The 21,161-nt window shown below is 63.5% G+C and carries 20 protein-coding genes; 16 read left to right on the top strand and 4 right to left on the bottom strand.

Features of this window, described 5'->3' with window-relative positions; genetic code table 11:
• The 8 genes from WC739_RS16625 to WC739_RS16590 all read left to right on the top strand — a co-directional run.
• A partial coding sequence (locus WC739_RS16625; protein WP_372954121.1) for a sugar phosphate isomerase/epimerase family protein occupies nt 1-822 on the top strand: 822 nt, incomplete at its 5' end.
• Between the two features lie 85 nt (nt 823-907).
• Nucleotides 908-1,942, top strand: a complete 1,035-nt coding sequence (locus WC739_RS16620; protein ID WP_372954120.1) for an ABC transporter substrate-binding protein — start codon at nt 908-910, stop codon at nt 1,940-1,942.
• A 280-nt stretch (nt 1,943-2,222) separates the two neighbouring features.
• Complete coding sequence (locus WC739_RS16615; protein ID WP_372954119.1) at nt 2,223-3,788, top strand: sugar ABC transporter ATP-binding protein; 1,566 nt, start codon at nt 2,223-2,225, stop codon at nt 3,786-3,788.
• Nucleotides 3,785-4,756 (top strand): ABC transporter permease, encoded by a 972-nt coding sequence (locus tag WC739_RS16610; RefSeq protein WP_372954118.1) that lies wholly within the window; start codon nt 3,785-3,787, stop codon nt 4,754-4,756. The genes WC739_RS16615 and WC739_RS16610 overlap by 4 nt, the downstream gene beginning before the upstream one ends.
• A 211-nt stretch (nt 4,757-4,967) precedes the next feature.
• Nucleotides 4,968-6,020 (top strand): ABC transporter permease, encoded by a 1,053-nt coding sequence (locus WC739_RS16605; protein WP_372954117.1) that lies wholly within the window; start codon nt 4,968-4,970, stop codon nt 6,018-6,020.
• 302 nt (nt 6,021-6,322) lie between these two features.
• Nucleotides 6,323-8,443, top strand: a complete 2,121-nt coding sequence (locus WC739_RS16600) for a putative bifunctional diguanylate cyclase/phosphodiesterase (protein WP_372954116.1) — start codon at nt 6,323-6,325, stop codon at nt 8,441-8,443.
• A 198-nt stretch (nt 8,444-8,641) separates the two neighbouring features.
• Nucleotides 8,642-9,025: a hypothetical protein gene (locus WC739_RS16595; protein WP_372954115.1), complete on the top strand. Its 384-nt coding sequence runs from the start codon at nt 8,642-8,644 to the stop codon at nt 9,023-9,025.
• Between the two features lie 39 nt (nt 9,026-9,064).
• On the top strand, nt 9,065-9,766 hold the full coding sequence (locus tag WC739_RS16590; protein ID WP_372954114.1) for a haloacid dehalogenase type II: 702 nt from the start codon (nt 9,065-9,067) through the stop codon (nt 9,764-9,766).
• Nucleotides 9,767-9,785: 19 nt separating this feature from the next.
• Here WC739_RS16590 and WC739_RS16585 read toward each other — a convergent pair whose 3' ends face one another.
• Complete coding sequence (locus WC739_RS16585; protein ID WP_372954113.1) at nt 9,786-10,604, bottom strand: class I SAM-dependent methyltransferase; 819 nt, start codon at nt 10,602-10,604, stop codon at nt 9,786-9,788.
• Between the two features lie 306 nt (nt 10,605-10,910).
• On the opposite strand from WC739_RS16585, the gene WC739_RS16580 reads away from it, so the two are divergent.
• The 8 genes from WC739_RS16580 to WC739_RS16545 all read left to right on the top strand — a co-directional run bounded on the left by WC739_RS16580 (nt 10,911) and on the right by WC739_RS16545 (nt 18,685).
• Entirely contained in the window at nt 10,911-11,087 is a 177-nt protein-coding gene (locus tag WC739_RS16580) for a hypothetical protein (protein WP_372954112.1), read from the top strand.
• Nucleotides 11,088-11,215: 128 nt separating this feature from the next.
• On the top strand, nt 11,216-11,782 hold the full coding sequence (locus tag WC739_RS16575; protein ID WP_372954111.1) for an OsmC family protein: 567 nt from the start codon (nt 11,216-11,218) through the stop codon (nt 11,780-11,782).
• Nucleotides 11,782-13,074, top strand: a complete 1,293-nt coding sequence (locus WC739_RS16570; protein ID WP_372954110.1) for an NAD(P)-binding domain-containing protein — start codon at nt 11,782-11,784, stop codon at nt 13,072-13,074. Before WC739_RS16575 ends, WC739_RS16570 begins: the two co-directional genes overlap by 1 nt.
• A 180-nt stretch (nt 13,075-13,254) precedes the next feature.
• Nucleotides 13,255-13,626: a VOC family protein gene (locus tag WC739_RS16565; RefSeq protein WP_372954109.1), complete on the top strand. Its 372-nt coding sequence runs from the start codon at nt 13,255-13,257 to the stop codon at nt 13,624-13,626.
• Between the two features lie 144 nt (nt 13,627-13,770).
• A complete protein-coding gene (locus tag WC739_RS16560; protein ID WP_372954108.1) occupies nt 13,771-14,832 on the top strand; it encodes an aromatic ring-hydroxylating dioxygenase subunit alpha in 1,062 nt (353 codons plus the stop codon).
• 539 nt (nt 14,833-15,371) lie between these two features.
• Complete coding sequence (locus WC739_RS16555; RefSeq protein ID WP_372954107.1) at nt 15,372-15,737, top strand: hypothetical protein; 366 nt, start codon at nt 15,372-15,374, stop codon at nt 15,735-15,737.
• Between the two features lie 10 nt (nt 15,738-15,747).
• On the top strand, nt 15,748-16,206 hold the full coding sequence (locus WC739_RS16550; protein ID WP_372954106.1) for an immunity 53 family protein: 459 nt from the start codon (nt 15,748-15,750) through the stop codon (nt 16,204-16,206).
• 604 nt (nt 16,207-16,810) lie between these two features.
• Entirely contained in the window at nt 16,811-18,685 is a 1,875-nt protein-coding gene (locus WC739_RS16545) for a DUF4209 domain-containing protein (protein ID WP_372954105.1), read from the top strand.
• 172 nt (nt 18,686-18,857) lie between these two features.
• Here WC739_RS16545 and WC739_RS16540 read toward each other — a convergent pair whose 3' ends face one another.
• The 3 genes from WC739_RS16540 to WC739_RS16530 are packed head-to-tail and all read right to left on the bottom strand — an operon-like array spanning nt 18,858 to nt 20,944.
• Entirely contained in the window at nt 18,858-19,589 is a 732-nt protein-coding gene (locus WC739_RS16540; RefSeq protein WP_372954104.1) for a hypothetical protein, read from the bottom strand.
• 9 nt (nt 19,590-19,598) lie between these two features.
• Nucleotides 19,599-20,282, bottom strand: a complete 684-nt coding sequence (locus WC739_RS16535) for a PIN domain-containing protein (RefSeq protein WP_372954103.1) — start codon at nt 20,280-20,282, stop codon at nt 19,599-19,601.
• Between the two features lie 5 nt (nt 20,283-20,287).
• Nucleotides 20,288-20,944 carry a hypothetical protein gene (locus tag WC739_RS16530; RefSeq protein ID WP_372954102.1) on the bottom strand — a complete coding sequence of 219 codons (657 nt, stop codon included), beginning with the start codon at nt 20,942-20,944 and terminating at the stop codon, nt 20,288-20,290.
• Between the last annotated feature and the right edge of the window lie 217 nt (nt 20,945-21,161).

Raw genomic sequence — 21,161 nt, 5'->3', positions numbered from 1 at the left:
ATCGCCTGCTGGCCGAAAACCTCCGGCGCGACCCGCCGCTATGCCGGCACAAGCCATATCGATGCCGACGGCACTTCGGCCGCCGAGGCAAAAGAAATCGTCGCCTCCCTGGCCGAGAAGGACATCACCGTCTCCGGCCTCGGCTACTACCCCAACCCGCTGCACCCGGATGCCGCGCATCGCGAGGCGGTCATCGGCCATCTCAAGAAGGTGATCGTGCTCGCCGCCAATATGGGCGTGCCCGTCGTCAATACCTTCTGCGGCGGCGATGCCTCGAAGACCGTCGACGTCAACTGGCAGGACGCGCTGAAGGTCTGGCCCGAAATCGTCGCCTTCGCGCGCGGCCATGGGGTCAAGCTCGCCTTCGAGAACTGCCCGATGATCTTCAGCTTTGACGAGTGGCCGGGCGGGCACAACATCGCCTATTCGCCGCAGGTCTGGCGCCGCATCCTCGAAGCCTGGGGCGGCGATGTCGGCATGAATTTCGACCCGTCGCATCTGGTCTGGCAGATGATCGACCAGGCCCGCTTCATCCGGGAATTCGGCCCCTACATGCTGCATGTCCACGCCAAGGACCTGATGATTGATCATGATGGATTGTACGAGCGCGGAATCCTGTCTTCCGGGATAGGCTGGCAGGTGCCGCGCATGCCGGGGCTGGGCGATGTCGACTGGAGCGGGTTCTTCTCCGGCCTCTACCGGGCCGGCTATGACGGCTCCGTCATCATCGAACACGAGGACAGACGGTTCGAGGGCAGCGACGACAAGGTGAAGCGTGGTTTCCTGCTCGCCCGCGACGTGCTGCGCCCATTCGTCAAGTGAATCAAGGCGCGGCGTTGACTCGGATTGTCAGCGGCGCGCCCTACACGGTTGAAATGAAACTGAAAACAAAGTGGAGGAAGTCTAGATGAAGAAATATTTGACCATGGTTCCGCTCCTTGCGAGCGCGGCCTTGCTGGCCTCGGTGGGCGTCTCGTCGGCCGCCGGCAAATACACGATCGGTATCTCCAACACGGTGCAGGGCAATGGCTGGCGCGAGGAGATGGTCTGCGCGATGAAGGCGCAGGCGCTGGCCTCCGGCGAAGTCACCAAGCTCAACATCGCCCACCGCAACACGGATGCCGCCGGCCAGCTGGAGGACATCCGCAACCTGATCAGCGCCAAGGTCGACGCCATCGTCGTCAACCCGGCTGACCCGGCCGGCATCAAGGCGGGCCTCGAGGAAGCCACCAAGGCCGGCATCGTCGTCGTCGCCGTCGACCAGGCGGTCACCGAGCCGTCGGCCTACATCATCTCCAACAACCAGGAACAGTATGCCTATCTCGGCGCCAAGTGGCTGTTCCAGCAGATGGGCGGCAAAGGCGAGGTGTTCTACATGCGCGGCGCCGCCGGCGCTTCGGCCGACAGTGACCGTGACAAAGGCTTCAAGAAGGCGCTGGCCGAATTCCCCGACGTGAAGGTCGCGCAGGAAGTCTTCACCGGCTGGCAGCAGGACCAGGCCAAGCAGCAGATGCTGTCGTTCCTCGCCACCGGCACCCCGTTCAACGGCGTGTGGACCTCAGGCATCGACAACGTCATCGTCGACGCGCTGGTCGAATCGCAGGCGCCGCTGGTGCCGGTGGTCGGCGCCGACAATGCCGGCTTTGTCGGCCAGCTGAGCTCGGTCAAGGGCCTCGTCGGCGCAGCCGTCACCAACCCCGGCTCGATCGGCGGCGCCGGCGTGACGCTGGCGCTGCAGATCCTCGACGGCAAAAAGCCGGCACAGCAGACCGTGCTGGTCGACCCGCAGCTGTGGGAGAACGCCACCGAGGAAGGCAAGGCCAAGCTGAAGGCCGCCGCCGACCCGTCGCTCAGCCCCGAATGGCCGGTCTCGATCTCGATCCCGGACTGGACGACGTACACCAAGGACCAGATCGTGGCCTGCAAGGGCCCGGGCGAGTAAGCTGACGACCCGCGCTTCTGCCTTCTCCCCTTGTGGGAGAAGGTGGATCGGCGCGTAGCGACGAGACGGATGAGGGGTGTTCCAGCGGAGTGGGACGTTGGCATTCCCTGGAACACCCCTCATCCGACCTCGCTTCGCGAGGCCACCTTCTCCCACAAGGGGAGAAGGGAGGGCCACCCGCCGAACCTGCCAATCTCCCCCCAAGTGGGGGAGATGTCCGGCAGGACAGAGGGGGGCGCCGTGGAGCGCCGATAGTTCCTGAATCGAGAGCAAACACGTTTTGACGACAAGCCCTCAACAGCAAAGCCCCCTCCTCGACGCCACCGGCGTCGCCAAGAATTACGGCGCGGTCGCGGCACTTCGCAACGCGTCGCTCTCCGTGCTGCCCGGCGAGGTGCACGCGCTGATGGGCGCCAATGGCGCGGGCAAGTCGACGCTGGTGAAGATCCTGACCGGGGCGATATCGGCCAATGCCGGACGCATCCTGATCAAGGGCGAGGCCCGCGACATCCGCTCGCCCGCCGCCGCCCGCCGTGCCGGCCTGCTGCCCGTCTACCAGGAGCCGTCGCTGATCCCCGATCTCGACGTCCTGTCCAATCTCAGGCTCACCGGCACGCCGGTCGAGCCGTTCCGCGCCTGGGTGCGCGAGCTCGGCATTCCCGACCTCGACATCCGCGACACCGCGCGCGACATTCCGCTGGCCGTGCTGCGCGTGCTCGACCTTGCCCGCGCGCTGGCCGTCGAGCCAGACGTGCTGCTGCTCGACGAGATGACGGCGGCACTGCCCGCCAACCTGGCCGAAAAGGTGCTTGAAGTGGTGCGCCGCCAGGGTGACAGCGGCCGCGCGGTGATCTTCATCTCGCACCGCTTCGTCGAGATCGCGGCGCTCTGCGACCGCGCCACCGTGCTGCGCGACGGCGAGACCGTCGGCGTCGTCGACATCGTGCCCGGCGTCGAGGAGAAGATCGTCGAGCTGATGCTCGGCACCCGCATCGTCAAGACCCACGTCGCCGCCCGCACCGCGACGCAGAAGGCGGCGCCCGCCCCTGCCCGGCCGCGCATCGCGGGGCGCGACCTGCGCGTCGGCACCAAGCTCGCCGACGTCTCCTTCGATCTCGCCGATGGCGAGGTCGCCGGCGTCGTCGCGCTCGAAGGCCAGGGCCAGGACGAATTGTTCGCCGCCCTTGCCGGCTCCATAAAACCGTCCGGCGGCACGATCGAGGTCGACGGCCGGCCGGTGAAATTCTCGCACCCGATCGACGCCATCCGGTCGGGCATCGCCTATGTGCCGGGCGACCGCTCCGAGGCGCTGGCCATGCAGCGCTCGGTGCGTGAGAACATCGCTTTGCCCTTCAGCGCCGCGCTGCGCAACTGGGGACCCATTCCCATGCGCCGCGAGCGCGCCAAGGTGGTCAGCGCCATCGAGCGGCTGCAGATCGACACCCGCGCGCAAGGCGAAGTCCAGCGCCTGTCGGGCGGCAACCAGCAGAAGGTGACCATCGCCCGCTGGATCGCGGCGGATGCCCGCACCATCCTCTGCTTCGACCCGACGCGCGGCATCGATGTCGGCACCAAGCAGGAGATCTACAAGCTGCTGCGCGAGCTTGCCGGCAACGGCAAGTCGGTGCTGTTCTACACCTCCGAGTTGGAGGAGGTGCAGCGCGTCTGCGACCGCGTCATCGTCATCTTCGGCGGCCGCGTCGTCGATATCTTCGCGGTCGAGGAGGCCGACGAGCCGGCGCTGATGCGCGCCGCCTATGGCCTGCCCCGGGGCGCCAAGGCGGATATCGGCATTTTGGCCGACCCCTCGTCGAATTCAACGAATTCGACGGAGCCGACGCCATGAGCCATCTGTTGCGCCGCCAGGGCTGGGTCATCGGCCTGTTCGCCCTCTTCGTCGTCCTGTTCATCGTCACCAGGCTGATCCAGCCGGCCTATGGCAGCAATGATTTCGGGTCGCTGGCCCGCGCCGTGCTGCCCTACGCCTTCGCCGTCGCCGCCCAGACGGTGGTGGTCATTGCCGGCGGCATCGACCTGTCGGTCGCCGCCATGATGGCGCTGACCAGCGTCACCGCCGCCTCGATGATGGCGGGCGCCTCGGAAGAATACGCGCTGTTCGTGGTGCCCTTCGTGCTCGCCCTGGGTTTCGTGCTCGGCGCCGTCAACGGCATGCTCATCGTCGTCACCCGCGTGCCCGACATCGTCGTCACGCTGGCCACCCTGTTCGTGCTGCAGGGCGCTGCCCTTTTGGTGCTCGACGCGCCCGGCGGTGCCGCCGCCGAATGGCTGAAGGCGCTGATCTCCGGCACCGTGCCGATACCCGGCCTGCCCGACGCCATCGACGCCTGGCTGCCCAAGGCGCTGCTGGTGCTGGCCGTTTGCCTGTGCGTCGTCTGGATTCCGCTCCGCCGCTCGCGGCTCGGCCTGTCCATCTACGCCATCGGCTCGAGCGAGCTGGCGGCGTTCCGAAGCGGCGTGCCGGTCAAGCGCACCCGCATCATCGCCTATGCGCTGTCGGGCCTGTTCGCCGCCATGGGCGGGCTGGCGCTGACCATGAGCACCGGCATCGGCGCCCCCATCCCCGGCCCCTATCTTCTCGCCAGCGTCGCCGCCGTGGTGCTGGGCGGCGTGGCGCTGGGCGGCGGCAAGGGCGGCCTGCTCGGCCCCATCGTCGCCGTCTTCGTGCTGCGCCTGGTGCGCACCGACCTCACCTTGCTCGCCATCGACCCCAACGTCACCGCCATCATCGAGGGGTTGATCATGGTCGCCGTGGTGATGTTCGGCGCGTTCATCACCATGCGGGGGCGGCAGTGACAGGAGAGCATCGATGCGCCCTTCTCCCTTCTCCCCTTGCGGGAGAAGGTGGCCTCGCGAAGCGAGGTCGGATGAGGGGTGTTCCAGAGAGCACCACCGCCTCATTCCGTCCAACACCCCTCATCCGTCTCGGCGCTGCGCGCCGATCCACCTTCTCCCACAAGGGGAGAAGGGAGAGAGGCGTCGCGCCACTTCCAGCACGAGCCACCCCATGAGCACATCAGCCATCACGCCTCCGCCCGTCCCCCTCGGCCGCCGCGTCAAGCGCTTCATGGCCGACCGGCCGCTGGTGCCACTGGTCATCCTGCTGGTCATCCTGGTGGTGATCCTGCAGATCCTGCGACCCGGCATCGTCAACGAGCGCTGGATCGCCAACACCATCAAGTTCGCCATTCCGCTGGCCATCCTCGCCGGCTGCCAGACCATGACCATGCTGACCGGCGGCATCGACCTTTCGGTCGGCACGGTGGCGACGATGAGCGCCTTCATCATGGCGACGCAGATCGTCAACCAGGACCCGGCGGTGGCCTTCGCGCTGGCGATGATGCCGGCGGTGCTGATCGGCCTCGTCAACGGCATCGGCGTCGGTGTCTTTCGCGTCCATCCCCTGATCATGACGCTGGGCACCAGCCTGATCGGCACCGGCTGCCTGCAGGTCTACCAGCGCACGGTGATCGCCTCGGGCGCGAAAATCCCCGACTTTCTCGCCTGGCTCGGCACCGGCGTCACCCGCCTGCCCGATGCATGGGTGCCTTCGGAGACGGCGCGCCAATGGCTGACCGACGCAGGCATTGGTTTTGCCTTCCCCAACGCCCTGCTGCTCTATGTGCCGCTCGCCGCGCTGATCGTCTTCACGCTGGCCCGCACCGGCTTTGGCCGCCTGCTCTACGCCGTCGGCGACAATGAACACGCGACGCGCCTTTCCGGCGTGCGCTACTGGCAGGTCATCACCGCGCTCTACATCACCTCCAGCGTGCTCGCCGGCATCACCGGCCTGCTCTATATCGGTCTGATCAAGGCCCCATCCCTGTCGCTGGCCGAGCCGCTGGTGCTGCCCTCGGTGGCCGCCGCCGTCATCGGCGGCACCTCCATCTTCGGCGGCCGCGGCGGCTACACCGGCACCATCGTCGGCGCGCTGATCCTCACCGTGCTGACGACGCTGCTCACCATCCTGCAGATGCCGGAGGGCGCCCGGCGGATGCTGTTCGGGCTGATCGTGCTGTTCGTGACGGCGGCTTATCTGAGGATTGTCGAGGAAAGGTAGTCCGCGCCTTTCGGGCACGGCGCGCGCGGGGGCGCTCGTCCATAGCGATCGCGGTTCCCGCTCGGCCTCGTGGCCATGGTGTCGAGATCGCCGGGTGCGATGCGCCAGTCAATTCGCTAACAGCAGGTGCAGGAAATGTGAAACGGTGTTCCGAAGAAGCGCCGGTACCGCGATTCGGCTGCCCTTGATTTGAAAAAATCAGTAACCCCTGCGTAACCATTAGAGCAGACTGTTACAACCAATCACGCCAAGGATCGTTTGCTGGTACGGCATTTGAAGAAACAATAAGAAACGAGCCTCCCATGTTGAACCTGTCATCTGTTCGCGCTCGTTTGATTTCCTATTATCTGCTCTCGGTCGCGCTTTTGGTCGGCGTCAGCGTCTATGCACTGATCCAGATGCTCGCGCTCGATCGACTGACGGAAGCCCTCGATCGCAGGTGGGTGGTGGGCACGCGCGTTCTGGGGGAGATGGCGGATCTGCTTTCCGAGACGCGCCTGGCCGAAATCCGTCTCGCACTGGCACCGGACCAGGAGAAGGTCGACCAGGCAGTGGCCGCGACCGATGGCTACATGACATCGCTTGGCTATCATCGGGCCGCGTATGGACTGTTGGACAAGACCGAGGAAGAGCAAAGCCTGCTGGCGAGTTTTGACGGCGCGCTGGACAGCTGGACGGCGGAACACCGGGCATGGCTGGCGCTGCCGGCGGAGCGACGGCTCGCGACCTCGCCGGACTTTCAGCGTCGTGCCGATGCTCTCTACAGGAGCGCCGACGACGCCATCGGCGCGCTGAGTGACGTCAATGCGGTGGGCGCGGCCGCGGCCGGTGCGCGCGCGGACCACATCGTCGACACTTCGGGGACGATCTTCGGGATCGTCGTCTTCCTTGCACTTCTGCTGGCCAGTTGGGTGACGTGGATCATCCACAGCGGGATCTCCCGGCCTCTGGCCTCCATCACCAAGGCCCTGTCCGAGCTCGCCGCCGGGAACCGCGGGATCGTCATCCCGCAGGTCGACCGGCATGACGAGATCGGCAGCATGGCGCTCGCCTTCGAGGTGTTCCGCAACAACGCCGTCAAGCTGGAGGAGTCGCAGGCGCTGGCCGAGGCACTGGCCCGCTACGACACGCTCACCGGCCTGGCGAACCGCCGCGTCCTTGCCGACGAGCTTGAAAAAGCGCTGAGCCGCGTCGATCGCGGCGAGGCGCCCTTTGCCGTGCTGCTGATCGATCTGGACCGCTTCAAGCCGGTAAACGACATTCATGGCCACAGCGCCGGCGATCTTGTGCTGGGTGAAATCACCGCGCGGTTGAAGGCCGTTGTGCGAAAGCACGACACGCTGGCCCGCATCGGCGGCGATGAGTTTGCGATCATCTGTGATCTGACCCACGACGGGCGGGACGTCAACAAGACGCCCATCTCTCTTGCGGAGCGCATCATCGCGGCGATCTCGGCGCCAGTGGCCATCGGCACGAGGATCGTCGAGGTCGGCGCCAGCATCGGCATAGCGCTCTGCCCCGCCGACGGCATGAATGCCGACGCGCTGCTGCGCGCGGCCGATATCGCCATGTATCGCGCCAAGCAGGCTGGCCGGGGACGGTTCCGCTTCTACGAAGAGAGCATGGACACGGAACTCAAGGCCAAGGCGGCGCTGGAAGCCGACATCCAGCGCGGCCTGGCGGCCAGCGAGATCGAGCCGCACTATCAGCCGCTGATCGAACTTTCCGGCGGCCGGCTGCTCGGGTTTGAAATCCTCGCACGTTGGCGCCATCCGGAAAAAGGCCTGGTCGCGCCGGATGTATTCATTCCCGTCATCGAACGTCTCGGGCTGATGCCGGAGTTCACCCTTACCATGTTGCGCCGGGCCTGCCTCGACGCGAAGGATTGGCCAGCCGATCTCAAACTGTCGCTCAACGTGTCGCCCCACGAACTCACGGATCTGCTTTTCCCCATCCGTCTGCTCGCCGTGCTTTCCGAACAGGGCTTCAAGCCGAGCCGGCTCGAGATCGAAATCACGGAGAACGCCCTCGTTTCGGACCTGGCGACGGCCAAGACAATTCTCCAGTCGCTGCAGAATTTCGGCATCAAGATCGCGCTCGACGATTTCGGCACCGGTTATTCCAGCCTCTACCACCTGCGCGAGTTCAAACTCGACAAGATCAAGATCGATCGCAGCTTCATCCAGTCGATGAAGGACAACCCCGAAAGCGCCAAGATCGTGCACGGCATCCTCGGCCTGGCCAAGAGCCTGGCGTTGCCAACCACCGCGGAAGGCATCGACAATGCTGAGATCCTGCATAGCCTGGACCAATCCGGCTGCGAGGTCGGACAAGGCTTCTATTTCGGCAAGGCAATGCCCGCGACGGAGGCCTCGAAACTGGCTCGCAAACCGCGCCGAGGAAAGCTGCGGGTCGTCGGCTGAGCCAGGCGCAGGGACAGCAAGCGATATCTGCTCCAAGATCCGACAGCGAAACCAGGCTACGTCCTGGCGCGGTTCATCAATTCGGCACGCTCGGTCGCGGCCACAGAAGCGAGAACATCCCAGTCCTCATTGGCGACACCTTGTCACCGGACGATATCAGGCCAATTTCAGAATCCCGTAGCTTCATGGAGAATGCCAATGACCCGAATATTGTTTGTCGGCCAGAAGCCTGAAACCGTCGACTTCTCGGACCCGTCCTTGCCCCCCGGCTTCAATGCCGAAAAGATCAATGCCGGGATCGCTTTGGGCGTGGCGAAGATCGAGGAACGGGGTTGGCAGGGCGATACCTGCATGATCACGCCCGATGCCGCCGGATTTGCCGCACTCAAGCAGGCGCTGGGCGATGCTGCGTATGATTGCGTTGTGATCGGCGGCGGTCTCAGGCTGCCGCCCAAGGGCCTGCCGCTGTTCGAGACCGTTGTGAACATCATCCACAAATCGGCGCCGAACGCTGCCATAGCCTTCAACACGAGACCCGAGGACACGGCGGATGCCGCTGCCCGTCAACTCGCCGCGGGCTGACGGGGCGGGCGCGGGCACTTGCAAGGAAGGTATCCGACGTTGGTCGACGAACCCAAATGCATCACCTTCGATTGTTACGGCACGCTGGTGCAATGGCACCGGGCGTTGCGTGACGGCGTCGGCGCTGTCCTGGCGGAACACGCTGGTTCATCGGTTGGTGACACCGAGGTGGACGAAACCGTCGACACGCTGCGGAGCCTGTCGATGGAGCAGCAGCAGCGGCCGCCCTATCGCGATTACAAGACTGTCCTGCGATCGAGCCTGGAGGAAGTGTTGGCCAGACGGGGAATGTCACCCCGGCCGGGTGACGGGGAGACGCTCCTGTCGTTCCTGCGCGACATTCCCCCTCATCCGGAAGTGCCGGCGGCGCTGGACCGGCTGCGGTCGCAGTTTCGGCTGGCGATCATCAGCAACAGCGACGATGACCTGATCTCCGCAACCGTTGCGTCGATCGGCGTCCCAATCGACTTCGTGGTCACCGCCGAGCAGGCAAGGGCCTACAAGCCCGATCACCGGCTGTTCAGCCACGCGCATGCCCGTATCGGGGTGACGCCGGAGGAGACGGTGCATGTCGGCATGGGCCAGGTCACCGATCTGAAGGTCTGCCACGAGATGGGCATACGTGTCGTCTGGATCGACAGGCTGGGCGAAACCCTGAATCCGGATTGGGCGCCGGACGCTGTGCTGCCCGATCTATCCGGGTTGCCCGGACTGCTCACTTCTGACGTCTGGCGGACTTGAACGCACCAGTCGTCGGATATCACTGAGAATCGCCTTTGCGGGCCACCACCACCAGCGCGCGGATGCGCCCCCTCACCTCGCCCTGCCCGAACCGTTGCGCGATGGCATCGGCCGCGATCTGCGTCGCCTCCTCCAGCGCGCCGCGCGCCTCGATCTCGGCGCGCAAGGGTGTGCCCTGGCAATAGGCGGCGGCCGCCGCGTGCGCTGACGACGCGGCGCTCACCGCGTCCAGCGGGTCGATGCTGACATCGCTAAATCCGGCTTCATGCAGGTCGGCGCGGATGACGTCCGCATCGTGATAGCCGTGCGGCGTCCTTGCCAGGAAGCGCGGCGGGTCGGCGGGGAAGAGCCGGCCGAGCGCCTGCGTGACCGCGTCGGCGAATTCGTTCTCCTCGATCGCGCTCCAGACATTGAACAGGAAATGGCCGCCTGGCCGCATCACCCGCCGGGCCTGGCCATAGGCGCCCACGCGGTCGGGGAAGAACATCGCGCCGAACTGGCAGACCACGGCGTCGAACCGGGCATCCTCGAAAGGCAGCGCCTGCGCGTCGGCCTGCCGCCAGCTGATGCGGGGATCGTGCGCCATGCGGGTTTGCGCATGGTCGAGCATGGGCTGGTTGAGGTCGGTGGCAACGATGCGCGCTTGCTCGGGCAGCGCGGCCGCCAGCGCCCGCGTCACCACGCCCGTGCCCGCCGCGACTTCAAGCAAGGTCCGCGGCGCCAGCCTCGCCGCCCGCTCGGCCAGGTCGCGCGCATAGGGCTCGAAGATCAGCGGCACCATCGCCCGGTCGTAGAATTCGGGAATCGAACCGGTGAACAGCTTGTCGCTCGTCGACATGGCCCCTCCGACAATCTTCGCGTGGTAACCGTGCGCCTTTCCATCCTGTGGCAACAACCACATCGGCGTCAATGGCCCGCGATGGATATCGCACCGCCCTCCGCGCCCCGCTAAGCGCCGGCCGCAATAGGAAAATCCGCCGCTACAGCCGCTTGCGCCACCAACACGGGACTAATCCCGACACACGCGACGTTGTTACGGAGCGGGCGTTTTGGTGCAACCTTGCAGATACAAATGTGGAGCATTTAACACGCCTCGGACGGCCGGCGGACAGAAGCGGCGGCCAGCGACCGACAGGAGAGGACGATGTCGATGTTTGAAACGCTCGCCCGCTATCGGGCGGCCTTCAAGGACGCGCGTGAGGCGCGCAGGTCCGAACGGATCTTGAACAGCCTGCCGATGGAGATTCAAAAGGACATTGGCTGGCCGGTCTCGCACCGCCCGAAACGGCTGTCGTCGAACAGCTGGGGCAGGATCCGCTGAACGCACCGCAACTCAAAGGACGGCCCTGCCGACGATTCCACGCCGGCTCCCATGCTGCCTACCACACGCCCGTGGGAAGACAGGACCGGCCTGGACCATTCCAACCCGTAACCAACAGGAGAACGACCATGACCAAACACACCGAGATCGCGACCAATGGCGTCAACGTAGCCGCCCTGCTTGGCGCCCGCGAAGCCCTGAAGGACGCCCCGGAGGCCGCCCGCTTCAAGTGGCGGGCGACCAGCGAGTGGGTGAAAGGAACCCACAACCAGGCAACCGTCGACGGATTTTTCGGCCTCGGCGAAGAGCAGAAGCACCGCCAGACCTACAAGTTCGAATCCGATCATCCTCAGATTTTCGCGTCGGAAGACAATGGCGCGACGCCGGTGGAGTTCGTCCTGGTCGGCCTTGCCGGCTGCCTGACCGCCGGCATCGCGGCTGTCGCGCAGAACCGCAACATCCAGCTCCACTCGGTCAAGGCGACGCTCGAGGCCGGCATGAACATCCAGGGCATCCTCGGCGTCGATCCGGACGTGCGCAACGGTTTCGACGGCATCAAGGTGCATTACGACATCGACGCGGACGCCAGCGCCGACGACATAGCGGCGCTCGTCGCGCAGTCGCAGAAGCGCTCGGCGGTCTTCGACATCATCACCAACCCGACCGATGTCACGGTCACCACGAGCAAGGCCTGATGAGCGAGCGCGCACCGCGCGCGATCGCCGGCACCGTTGACGTCGTCGTCATCGGTGCCGGCCATTCGGGCCTGGCAATGAGCCACCTGCTGGGCCGGCGCTCGATCGGCCATGTGGTTCTGGAACAGGGCGAGGTCGCCAACAGCTGGCGCACGCAGCGCTGGGATTCGATGCGCCTTTTGACGCCCAACTGGATGGCGCGGCTGCCCGGCCATGCCTACCGGGGCGACGACCCGGACGGCTACATGCGCGCCGGGGCGCTCGCCGATTTCATTTCCGCCTATGCCAGGTCGATTTCGGCGCCGGTGCTGACGCGCACCGCTGTAGGCAGGGTCTCGCGCGGCGGCCATGGCTTTCGGGTGGAGACATCTAGGGGCGACTGGCTGTGCCGGGCCGTCGTGCTGGCGACCGGCGCCTTCGGCAAGCCTTCCGTGCCGGGCCTGGCCGAGTCCGTGCCGGCCGGCATCGAACAGATCTCGGCTTCCACCTACCGCAACCCGCGCCAGCTTGGCCCGGGCGGGGTGCTGGTCGTCGGCGCCTCGGCGACAGGCCTGCAACTGGCGCAGGAGATCCAGTCCAGCGGCCGGCCCGTCACGCTGGCCGTGGGCGAACATGTGCGGCTGCCGCGCCTCTATCGGCAGCGCGATATCCAGTGGTGGATGCTGGCGACCGGCGTGCTCGACCAGCGCATCGAGGAGGTGGACGACCCCGACCGCGCCCGCAGGGTGCCGTCGCCGCAGCTCGCCGGCACGCCCGAGCGCGCCACGCTCGACCTCAATGTCCTGCAGCGACAGGGCGTGCGGGTCGTCGGGCGCCTGATGGGCATTCGCGGCGCGACGGCGCAGTTTTCCGGATCGCTGCGCAATGTCTGCGCGCTGGCCGACCTGAAGATGAACCGGCTGCTGGCCTCGATCGACCAGTGGGCCGAGGCGAACAGGCCCGAAGGCATCGGCCCCGTCGAGCGCTTTGCCCCCACGCAGATCGGCGAGGCGCCGCCGCTGTCGCTGCAACTGGGCGACGACATAAGCACCGTTCTGTGGGCCACGGGGTTCCAGCCGGACTTTTCCTGGCTGGACCTGCCGGTCTTCGACGCCAAGGGCCAGCTCAGGCACGATCGCGGCGTTGCCGGCGTGCCCGGCCTCTATGTGCTGGGCCTGCCCTATCTGCGCCGCCGGAAATCCAGTTTCATCCACGGCGCCGAGGACGACGCCCGCGAGCTGACCGCGCACCTGGCCGCCTACCTCGACAGCAAGGCCGAGCGAGCCATGCCGCTGCGCGCGGTGGCGAACTGACGCGCGGAGGGGGAAGGCTGACCGGCCTGCGTTTCTGGCGGAGGCAGGTGGCGGCGCTCGGCCCGCGCCGCGGCGCTTCGTTTGATGTCTCTCTTTCTGCATTCTGCCGATACCTCACGCCCGGGTGTCGGGACCGAAGCAGGTCATGCGTCCTTTGGATGTCAAACAAGGAGACATACGATGCACGTACTCAACGACAAGTCTTCCTCGGCCATTGTCGCGGTGAGCGACATCGATCGGGCGAGGCGCTTCTACAGTGATATGCTGGGGCTGGAACTGAACGAGGAAGGCATGGAAGGCGTGCTGGTCTACAAGACCGGTGCGACGCATCTCGTCGTCTACCATTCCGAATTTGCGGGCACCAACAAGGCCAATGCCGTGGTGTGGGACTGCGGACCAGACATCGACGCCATCGTTGCCGACCTGGGTGCCAAGGGTGTGACGTTCGAGCGCTATGAGATGGAGGGCGTGTCATACAAGGGCGGGGTCCACGACGCGAACGGGTTCAAGATGGTCTGGTTCAAGGACCCTGACGGCAACATCCTCCATTGAACAGCGCATGAGCCGATCGAAACAAGCGCATTCCTGACCGATGGGTCCTGGGCCGTTTCCGGCTTACAGGCTGTGCGCGGCAGGGCCAATTCCCTTGCGATGTCGTCCCGCTTACGACAGGATTGCCGCAACTGGAGGTAGCCTATGACGCCAGACACCTTGCGAGCCGACCACCCGCCACTCGACGCTCCGCCCGTGCAATACCTGAACTTGGACCCGTCGCTTTATGTCCGCGATGATATCTGGCAGCAGGAACGGCGCAACATCTTCGCGCACACCTGGCAGTTCATGGGGCCTGTCGCCTCGGTCGCGACATCAGGTCAATACCTTGCCATCGACATCGCCGGCACGCCGGTCTTCGCCATCCGGGGCCGGGACGGGACCCTGCGCGGATTCAAGAACGTCTGCCGCCACCGGGGGGCGAAACTTCTGGCCGATGGCGCGGGCAAATGTGGGCTGATCGTTTGCCCCTATCACAAATGGTCCTTTGCCGACACCGGACGGCTGGTGCAGGCCCCATGGTACGGCAAGGATCCCGCGATCATCGCCGAAGACTGGCCGCTGGAGACGGTGCAGTTGTCTGAATGGCGCGGGCTGCTCTTCGCGGCACTCGACCCGAAGGAGAGCCTTCTGGATCAACTTGGCTCGCTGCCGGCCGAACTGGCTGACGAGCCGTTGGAGACCTATGCCGCCACCGATCAGGCCACTGTCAGCTTTGCGGCGAACTGGAAGATCTACACCGACAATTTCGTCGAAGGCTACCACATCCCTGGCACCCATCCCTCGTTCTACGCTGCCATCGACTTCGAAGCTTTCCAGACCACCGCCCATCCCGGCTATGTCCGGATGACCGCACCGCCCAAAGACGGTCTGTTCTATCGCGGCAAATGGCTTTGGATGTGGCCGAACTGGACGCTGTCGCTTTTCGAAGGCGGCATGAACGTCAGCCGGATCAATCCGACCTCCCCGCATCACACAGACCAGCACTACCATTTCTTCTTTGCCGACACCTCTGCAGAAGCATCCGAAAGCAGGGCGAGATCCGTGCAAGGCACCCTGGCCGTGGTGCGCGAGGACTACACCATCTGCGCCGATACGCATCGCAACTATGCCGCAGGAGCCTATAGCTCCGGCCCGCTTTCGGGGCGGCATGAGCGGGGCGTGCAGTATTTCCAGGAACGGGTCGCTCAGGCACTGGGGCTGTAAGCGCCCCTGGCGTCCTTGTCCGCCGGATAGTGCTCCGGCTCGGCGCCGCCACGAGAGCCCTCCGGCCAGTCGAGGGTATAGGGCGGCACGGTAAGACGAGTTACCGGCGTCGTGGCAAACGGAGCTAGCTCAATGCGGAGAGCAGATCGGCGCACGCGGCTTTGACGACCAAGTTTAGCGGGCGCTCTTACCGGCCGGACCCTTGACGACTGGAACGGGACCGTTTCCAGACCGTCCGGTTTCGGTAGTTAGTTGCGAGAAGCTGTCGTTCTTCAGCCTACCCAAAGGGGTCGGCAAGGGCACTTGCACTCGTTGCGTCGAAGCGGACGGTCACCGCATGAAACAGATTACAGCGGTTCTGTTTCATATTCGAATGTCCAATACGGTTGCCAAACTACATTGCGATTCATAAATCAAGTGTGCAGACGATTTGCGGTCATAGCCTCCTTGTGGTCATCTAGACATTTGCCGGTGAGACCTGCTGTCACGTGATCAGTTTCAGTCAGCTAAGGTGGCGCGGCAAGCGAGGAGTTAGCGCGATGAAAGCCTGCGGCGCTCTGATCTTGGCGCTCATGTTAACTGCAACAGCCGCTTCACATGCCGAGAACATTGACGCGACGCCGAGGCTGATCGAACTGATGGAAGGAGGCTATGTCTTGAAGGCGACGGGGGAGCTTTTGATGAAGCGCACGTTGGTCCCTCAGATGGATCAAGGCATCTTCGTGCATTCTCCCACCGATCCATCCTGCATAGGCGCCGTAATCGTTACGATGGACGGTGCAGTGGACATCTGCCGAGTGAGGGACGTTTGGACGGTTAAGGCGCGTTTTTACCGGATGATGCGAGGTAAAGCCGAGTTTGTGTGTATCCGCGATAGCTTAGACGAATGTCACGCCGTTCATTGAATAGCTGAAATTGCGCCCGCAGGTGGACGATGAACAGAATTGCTCATTCCGTTTGAAAGTCGTGTTGAAGCCCGGCGTCGATGTCCAGGCCTGCACCCCGATTGCAGACGCCGCTTCATTGGTCGATGCTGACGTAATGAGTGAAGATAACTTCAGTTGGCTGAGCCGGTGGTATCTGTCCCATTGCGATGACGAATGGGAGCACGCCTACGGGGTGAGGATTGATACGCTCGACAATCCCGGCTGGTCACTCAAGATCGATCTGACCGCCACATCGTTGCAAGACAAGGCTTTTGAGCGCGTCACACAAGGCGAGCCGAGCGACGATCTGAAGGGATGGCATCGTACAGGGAGCTGGTGGATCGCGTCTGTGCAGAACGGCCAATTCGAGGCGTTCTGCGGCCCGCTCGACTTGTCAGCCGCCATCGGAGTTTTTCGCCGGTGGGCTGATGAAACTGCCAAACATTAAAAGCGCTAAAGCTGGTTCGACACTAATAGCGGTCGGACTGCAATGGGGCCGGGAGCGGAACGTCCGCTTCCAGACTTAAGTCAGCAGCAAGCGGACCATCTTCTGGCGGCCTCGTTGCGGATCTAAACACCACAAGCAATCCGTTGGCGGATGTCTGGAAGATTAGCAGTCTGGCATCGCGTTGCTCGCCAACAGTGACGATCCGATGTCTGCGTCGATCGCAAAACGCTCCTAGCGCTCACCCTCGGACTTATGGACGAAGCTCTCGTTGTGTTTGAAGCCGAGCTTCGCCAATATCCGAAGGAACGCGGAATTGAGGGCCGCCTCCTCGCCTATGGGGTGAGCAATTCTCTGCAAATTGGCTTTGCTCGCGGCATTTCTGCCGCCGAAAGCCGCCGTTTCTACGCTTTTCTGTCCACGGGCCGGCCTTTGCCAGGTACGAGGGCGTACGTTCGGCGGCTATAGCGTACTGCCGGAGGGTAATCGACGATATTTGGCGCCGCGCCAGTGAATACGAGAACTATGTCTATGCTATCACGGAGGCCATCGCGTGGCGGGCCTTTTCTGTGCAAGGATCACTGAAGCCTCTACCGAGTTTCCATCCATGTCCGACACTCAGCAGACTGAACAGAAATCCGAAACTTCTCTGATCGTGCTCGCGGATATTCTAGCGGCCGACCCAGAGATGCCGATCTCTAGCGAGCGTTCGGTCGATTGCTCCGTACTGTGGCGACACTATTCCACGGCGCGCGACGCGGCCGAGTCGGCCGGCGACGGAGAGAAGGCAACCGTCTACAATTTCCTGGGCGCTGTCTGCTCGATGGGCCTACAGGCAAACGAGCCGTTGAAACCGTTCACCCCGCTCATGGCTTGGGCGACGGGATCTACTCCAACGCCCCTGAGCTATCGAGGCAAGCAATCGCTGGTCCTCGGCGAGCTGGCGGCCCAAGTCAATCACCCGGCTCTCAAAGCACGGCTGGCCGATCTCGCATGGGTAAACACCAAGCAGCACGAAGCCGCGCGATTGGCGATCGACGGCTATATCGAATGTGTCGGCTGCCTCTTGGCTGGTAGGGCCGAGATGCGAAGCCGCCGCAACGAGGCGAGCGACCCCCGCGCGCTCGATCTGCTGCGCCGTGCTTGCGTCCTGCAACGGCAGATTGGCTGGGGCGGCGGGCGAACCGATGATCTCGTTTCACTCGCCAAGAAGGTCCGGCAGCGGGCGCTGAAGCGCGAAGACGTGTTCGGTTTCGTGCGGGCGAGCGATCTGGAACTGGACTTCAAGACGACAAGGGCCGCTAGTCTTGCCAAAGCGGCTGAAGCGTTTGCCGTCTCCAGGGCCGCTGCGGGCGATACAGACGGACCCGAACAGCTTTGGCGTCTGACCGCTCGCGCTTATGCGCGTGCGGACCGAAAACTCGATGCCGATCGGGCGCTGGTTAAGGTCGCGGAGCGTCTCGTCGAAACAGCCGATCGTATGACCAAGAGTCCCATGCATGAGACTCATTGGCTTGAGCAGGCGATTGCGATGTTGCGACGAGTTCGAGGCACGAACGCCAGGCGCGCTGATCTGCAAGCGCGTTTGGTGCGCACGCAGGGCGACATCGCCGACTTCATGGCGCCGATCTCATCCTCGACCGACATCTCCGAGATTGTCGAGGGGACAAAAGCGCAATTGGGCGGCAAGGAATTGGCGGACGCACTTCTCATCTACGCCGTCCAAAGCCGCTCACCCGTCGTCGCAGACCTGCGTCGTGAGGCAGAGGAATCCATTAGACGATCTCCCTTTGGCAGCCTGTTCGCCTCGGTGATCTATGATGAGACCTTCAAGCCCGCCTCGCGAACGCCACCCGCCGGCGGCTTCGCCAATCCCCCCAACGAGGCGAACATTCGGGTCCAGATCATCCAGCACGAGCAGATAAGGCGTGGACTGTTCGTGGCAGGGCAGATCGAGCCGGGCCGCTATCAGATCGTTTTCGATCATGCCCCAGATGAGCGGGTTCTGACGACGCTTGCGGCAATGAGCCCGTTCGTGCCGCCGCACCACGAAGCGTTCTTCGGCCGCGGCTTCTCACACTTTTTCAACGGCGATTTTATCGAGGCGGCACATCTTCTCGTGCCGCAACTCGAAAACTGCCTGCGCTATGTGCTGAAGGCGGCGGATGTGGACACTACGCGTCTGAAATCCGATCTGACGCAATCGAGCGCAACGCTTTCCACGCTGCTCGATCCGTCGGGTGAATGGCGCAAACCGCTGGAACACCTCATCGGCGATGCCGTGGTGTTCGAGATCGAAAACATGTTCGACCACCAGGCTGGGCCGACGCTTCGCCACAGAATGGCGCACGGGCTGCTGCATCAGTGGGTATTTGGCGGACGGGATGCGATATACGCCTGCTGGTTTATCTACCGGCTTTGCATTGAGCAGCTTGCGCCTCATGCGGACGAGGTGCGGCACCGTTTGCGCTCGCTCACTTGAGCATGACCAGCAAGCACGATGTCAGGTAATTCCATGTTTCGCCCGCGCCGCCTCTATGGCGGCTGCAATCTGTTCTGTGACGCCGGGATCGTCCGGCCTACCCTTCGGCACCTGCACGTTGGCGAGGAACCAGCGTGCGATCTCGACGCCTTCCGCAGCCCACCGGGGGTCTTCACTCTCCAAAGTATCGAGGATGCGGCGTATGATGACTGGATTGCGTGACGAACTGCCGAATCGGAGCGGTTCGTTGATAGTCATCCGGCGCGAAAGCCATGTTGAGATTCAACGCCGCTGCGCGTCTCGGCGATTCCTCGCGAGCGCCGATCAGATCGTCCAGCGGCATGAAAAGACGCCCAAAGTATTCTGGCTGACGGACGAGCAGTTCGCGATTCGTAAACGTCGGTGCTTCGGGCTCTCGGCTCGCTAGCCACCGCTCGTCCAACCTGCAAATAAGACGCCGAACGGCAAACACCATCGCGTCCAGCATGTGCAAATCCTGACTGCGGGTGACGTAACCGTAGATCAGGTAACGATTGTCGGCATTCCCATTGCGGAGCAGGTGTTCCGTGAACTGCTCGGGCGTTCGGTCGGTCCAGTGATAGATGTCGAGGTCAGTTGGCTTTCCGAGATTGTTTGATAGCAAAGCACCAGCCAGAGTTTTCACATCCGCGTAAAGCCGAACGATGTCGTGGCTGTATGGCTTCGGATCGGCGCTGCGTCGGGACGAGCCGCCATTAAGCAGAAGCACAGCCTTGAGATATTTCTCAAGAGCATGAACCGACAGCCAAAGGAAATCTGTGTTGAGCTGATTGATCGCGCACCAGCGCGCGGTGATGTAGTTTTCGTCAGCCGTGCGGACGAAGAGTTCGAGAACCAGATTGTGTTTCGATGCCGAGACGCTCACGCTGCTTCCTTATAGGCCAAGCGCGTATTTGGCCGCACCCATATTGGGCGCATAGCCAAGGTTGATCGCACCGAACTCCGCCGCGATGTCAGGCTTCAAAACCCTGGCCTCGGTCAAATACTCATTGGTGTTCGATGATAGGAACACGATCGGCGTCGTCACCCCGGCGCCGCGCAAAGCCGACACGGCCTCAACATAGGTTTCATAGACCAGGCAGTCTTTGGAGGACTCCTTGCCGCGTCTCGCAGGAGCGATACCAGCGTTGACCCGCGCAAATGCTTTGGCGGGGATTATAGGGCTGGGAGTGACCTTGCCGAGCCTGGCGAGCCAACGTCCGACAACCGCCCTTGCACGCCCGACATGATCGTCAAAATGCGCAAGGTTGACGTTGCCTGGAGCGCCAAAGACGGCAGAAAGCTTGTTGATGCGCTCGACCTGCTCCCGAACCCTATTGAGATTGCGTACGGCCTCATCCTGAACAGGCTGGTCATGATCGGAAAACTCGATCGCAACCTGTTCCGCCATAAGGCATATGAGCCGCCCCGATTCCGCCGCCGCTACGAGATCAATGGCTGCCTGCCGATCGTGCGGTTTGGCCGTCTCGCGTGTAGGATCACGCATGATGTCCAGAATAGAGCATGTATCAATGCACAGCACCGGAACGCTCGCTGATGCAATTGCCTGTGCGTCCATCCGGCTCAGTGCTCTTCGTAGTAGGCAAGAAGAGCAATCGCTGTCTCAAAATCGCCTGCAAGATTGTGGGCGGAGTCCTCGTCCCAACCGTCCACTTCATGCAGCCAGCGAGCCAACCTGTCGGTGCCGGGTTTGTCGCCGCTGCGATGTACGGCGACGAGAAAATCGAACCATCGACGTTGATCCGATGGGTGGCTCGCTCCCGTTGACTTGTTGGCCGCGCCGGAAAAGCGTTTGAGCTTCAGCGCAGCGTCCGGAGACAACCAGTCGTCGAGTGTTTGCCGAGGTTCCGTCGTCGAGATCGTGAAACCGTGTCGGGCTGTGACTGGCGCAGCGATGCGCGCGATAAAATCCGTGAGCACGGCATTGTATTGGGCAAAGGTGAGGCTTCCCGTCTCCAAGGGAACGATGTTCGGGACATAATAACCGTCCTCGGTTCCCCATAGGGTCAGTCCGGCCGCCGGATGGTCTTGGCTGGCATCCCGACGAAAAAGGACGACATCCTCCGAGGCCACTGCGTTACGCGCCACCTCCGCCGACCTTTCCAGATCCACGCGCCAAGGTTCAATAGCCGCCGCTATGAGCGCTTCGCGCAACTCGGGCCGTTTCGCTACAGGGCCACGGATGGCCATGTCTTGGAAAACTTCGAGCTTGGCTGTCATATCGTTTCTTTCAAGACTCACCTAACCGCTTTCGCGCTAACGGCAATGACGGCTTATAGGGTATTTTATAAGAACGACGAACGACGGATGTGGTGAAGGGTTTCGGGTGCCGTGAGGCGTACGAAAGCCTCTCATGCAGGAACCCGCGGGCCACGGTCGATGTCTATGGGGATTTCGATTTGCGGCTGATGTCGGCGATGACGCGACCGTCGCCGGG

Source organism: Mesorhizobium sp., from assembly GCF_041661565.1.
GTDB lineage: Bacteria > Pseudomonadota > Alphaproteobacteria > Rhizobiales > Rhizobiaceae > Mesorhizobium.
This window is presented reverse-complemented; position numbering and strand designations above follow the sequence as displayed.

Coding starts and splice junctions, on each gene's coding strand:
- WC739_RS16620 (WP_372954120.1), top strand. CDS start 908: ATGAAGAAATATTTGACCATGGTTCCGCTCCTTGCGAGCGCGGCCTTG.
- WC739_RS16610 (WP_372954118.1), top strand. CDS start 3,785: ATGAGCCATCTGTTGCGCCGCCAGGGCTGGGTCATCGGCCTGTTCGCC.
- WC739_RS16605 (WP_372954117.1), top strand. CDS start 4,968: ATGAGCACATCAGCCATCACGCCTCCGCCCGTCCCCCTCGGCCGCCGC.
- WC739_RS16600 (WP_372954116.1), top strand. CDS start 6,323: ATGTTGAACCTGTCATCTGTTCGCGCTCGTTTGATTTCCTATTATCTG.
- WC739_RS16595 (WP_372954115.1), top strand. CDS start 8,642: ATGACCCGAATATTGTTTGTCGGCCAGAAGCCTGAAACCGTCGACTTC.
- WC739_RS16585 (WP_372954113.1), bottom strand. CDS start 10,604: ATGTCGACGAGCGACAAGCTGTTCACCGGTTCGATTCCCGAATTCTAC.
- WC739_RS16580 (WP_372954112.1), top strand. CDS start 10,911: ATGTCGATGTTTGAAACGCTCGCCCGCTATCGGGCGGCCTTCAAGGAC.
- WC739_RS16575 (WP_372954111.1), top strand. CDS start 11,216: ATGACCAAACACACCGAGATCGCGACCAATGGCGTCAACGTAGCCGCC.
- WC739_RS16570 (WP_372954110.1), top strand. CDS start 11,782: ATGAGCGAGCGCGCACCGCGCGCGATCGCCGGCACCGTTGACGTCGTC.
- WC739_RS16565 (WP_372954109.1), top strand. CDS start 13,255: ATGCACGTACTCAACGACAAGTCTTCCTCGGCCATTGTCGCGGTGAGC.
- WC739_RS16560 (WP_372954108.1), top strand. CDS start 13,771: ATGACGCCAGACACCTTGCGAGCCGACCACCCGCCACTCGACGCTCCG.
- WC739_RS16555 (WP_372954107.1), top strand. CDS start 15,372: ATGAAAGCCTGCGGCGCTCTGATCTTGGCGCTCATGTTAACTGCAACA.
- WC739_RS16545 (WP_372954105.1), top strand. CDS start 16,811: ATGTCCGACACTCAGCAGACTGAACAGAAATCCGAAACTTCTCTGATC.
- WC739_RS16535 (WP_372954103.1), bottom strand. CDS start 20,282: ATGGACGCACAGGCAATTGCATCAGCGAGCGTTCCGGTGCTGTGCATT.
- WC739_RS16530 (WP_372954102.1), bottom strand. CDS start 20,944: ATGACAGCCAAGCTCGAAGTTTTCCAAGACATGGCCATCCGTGGCCCT.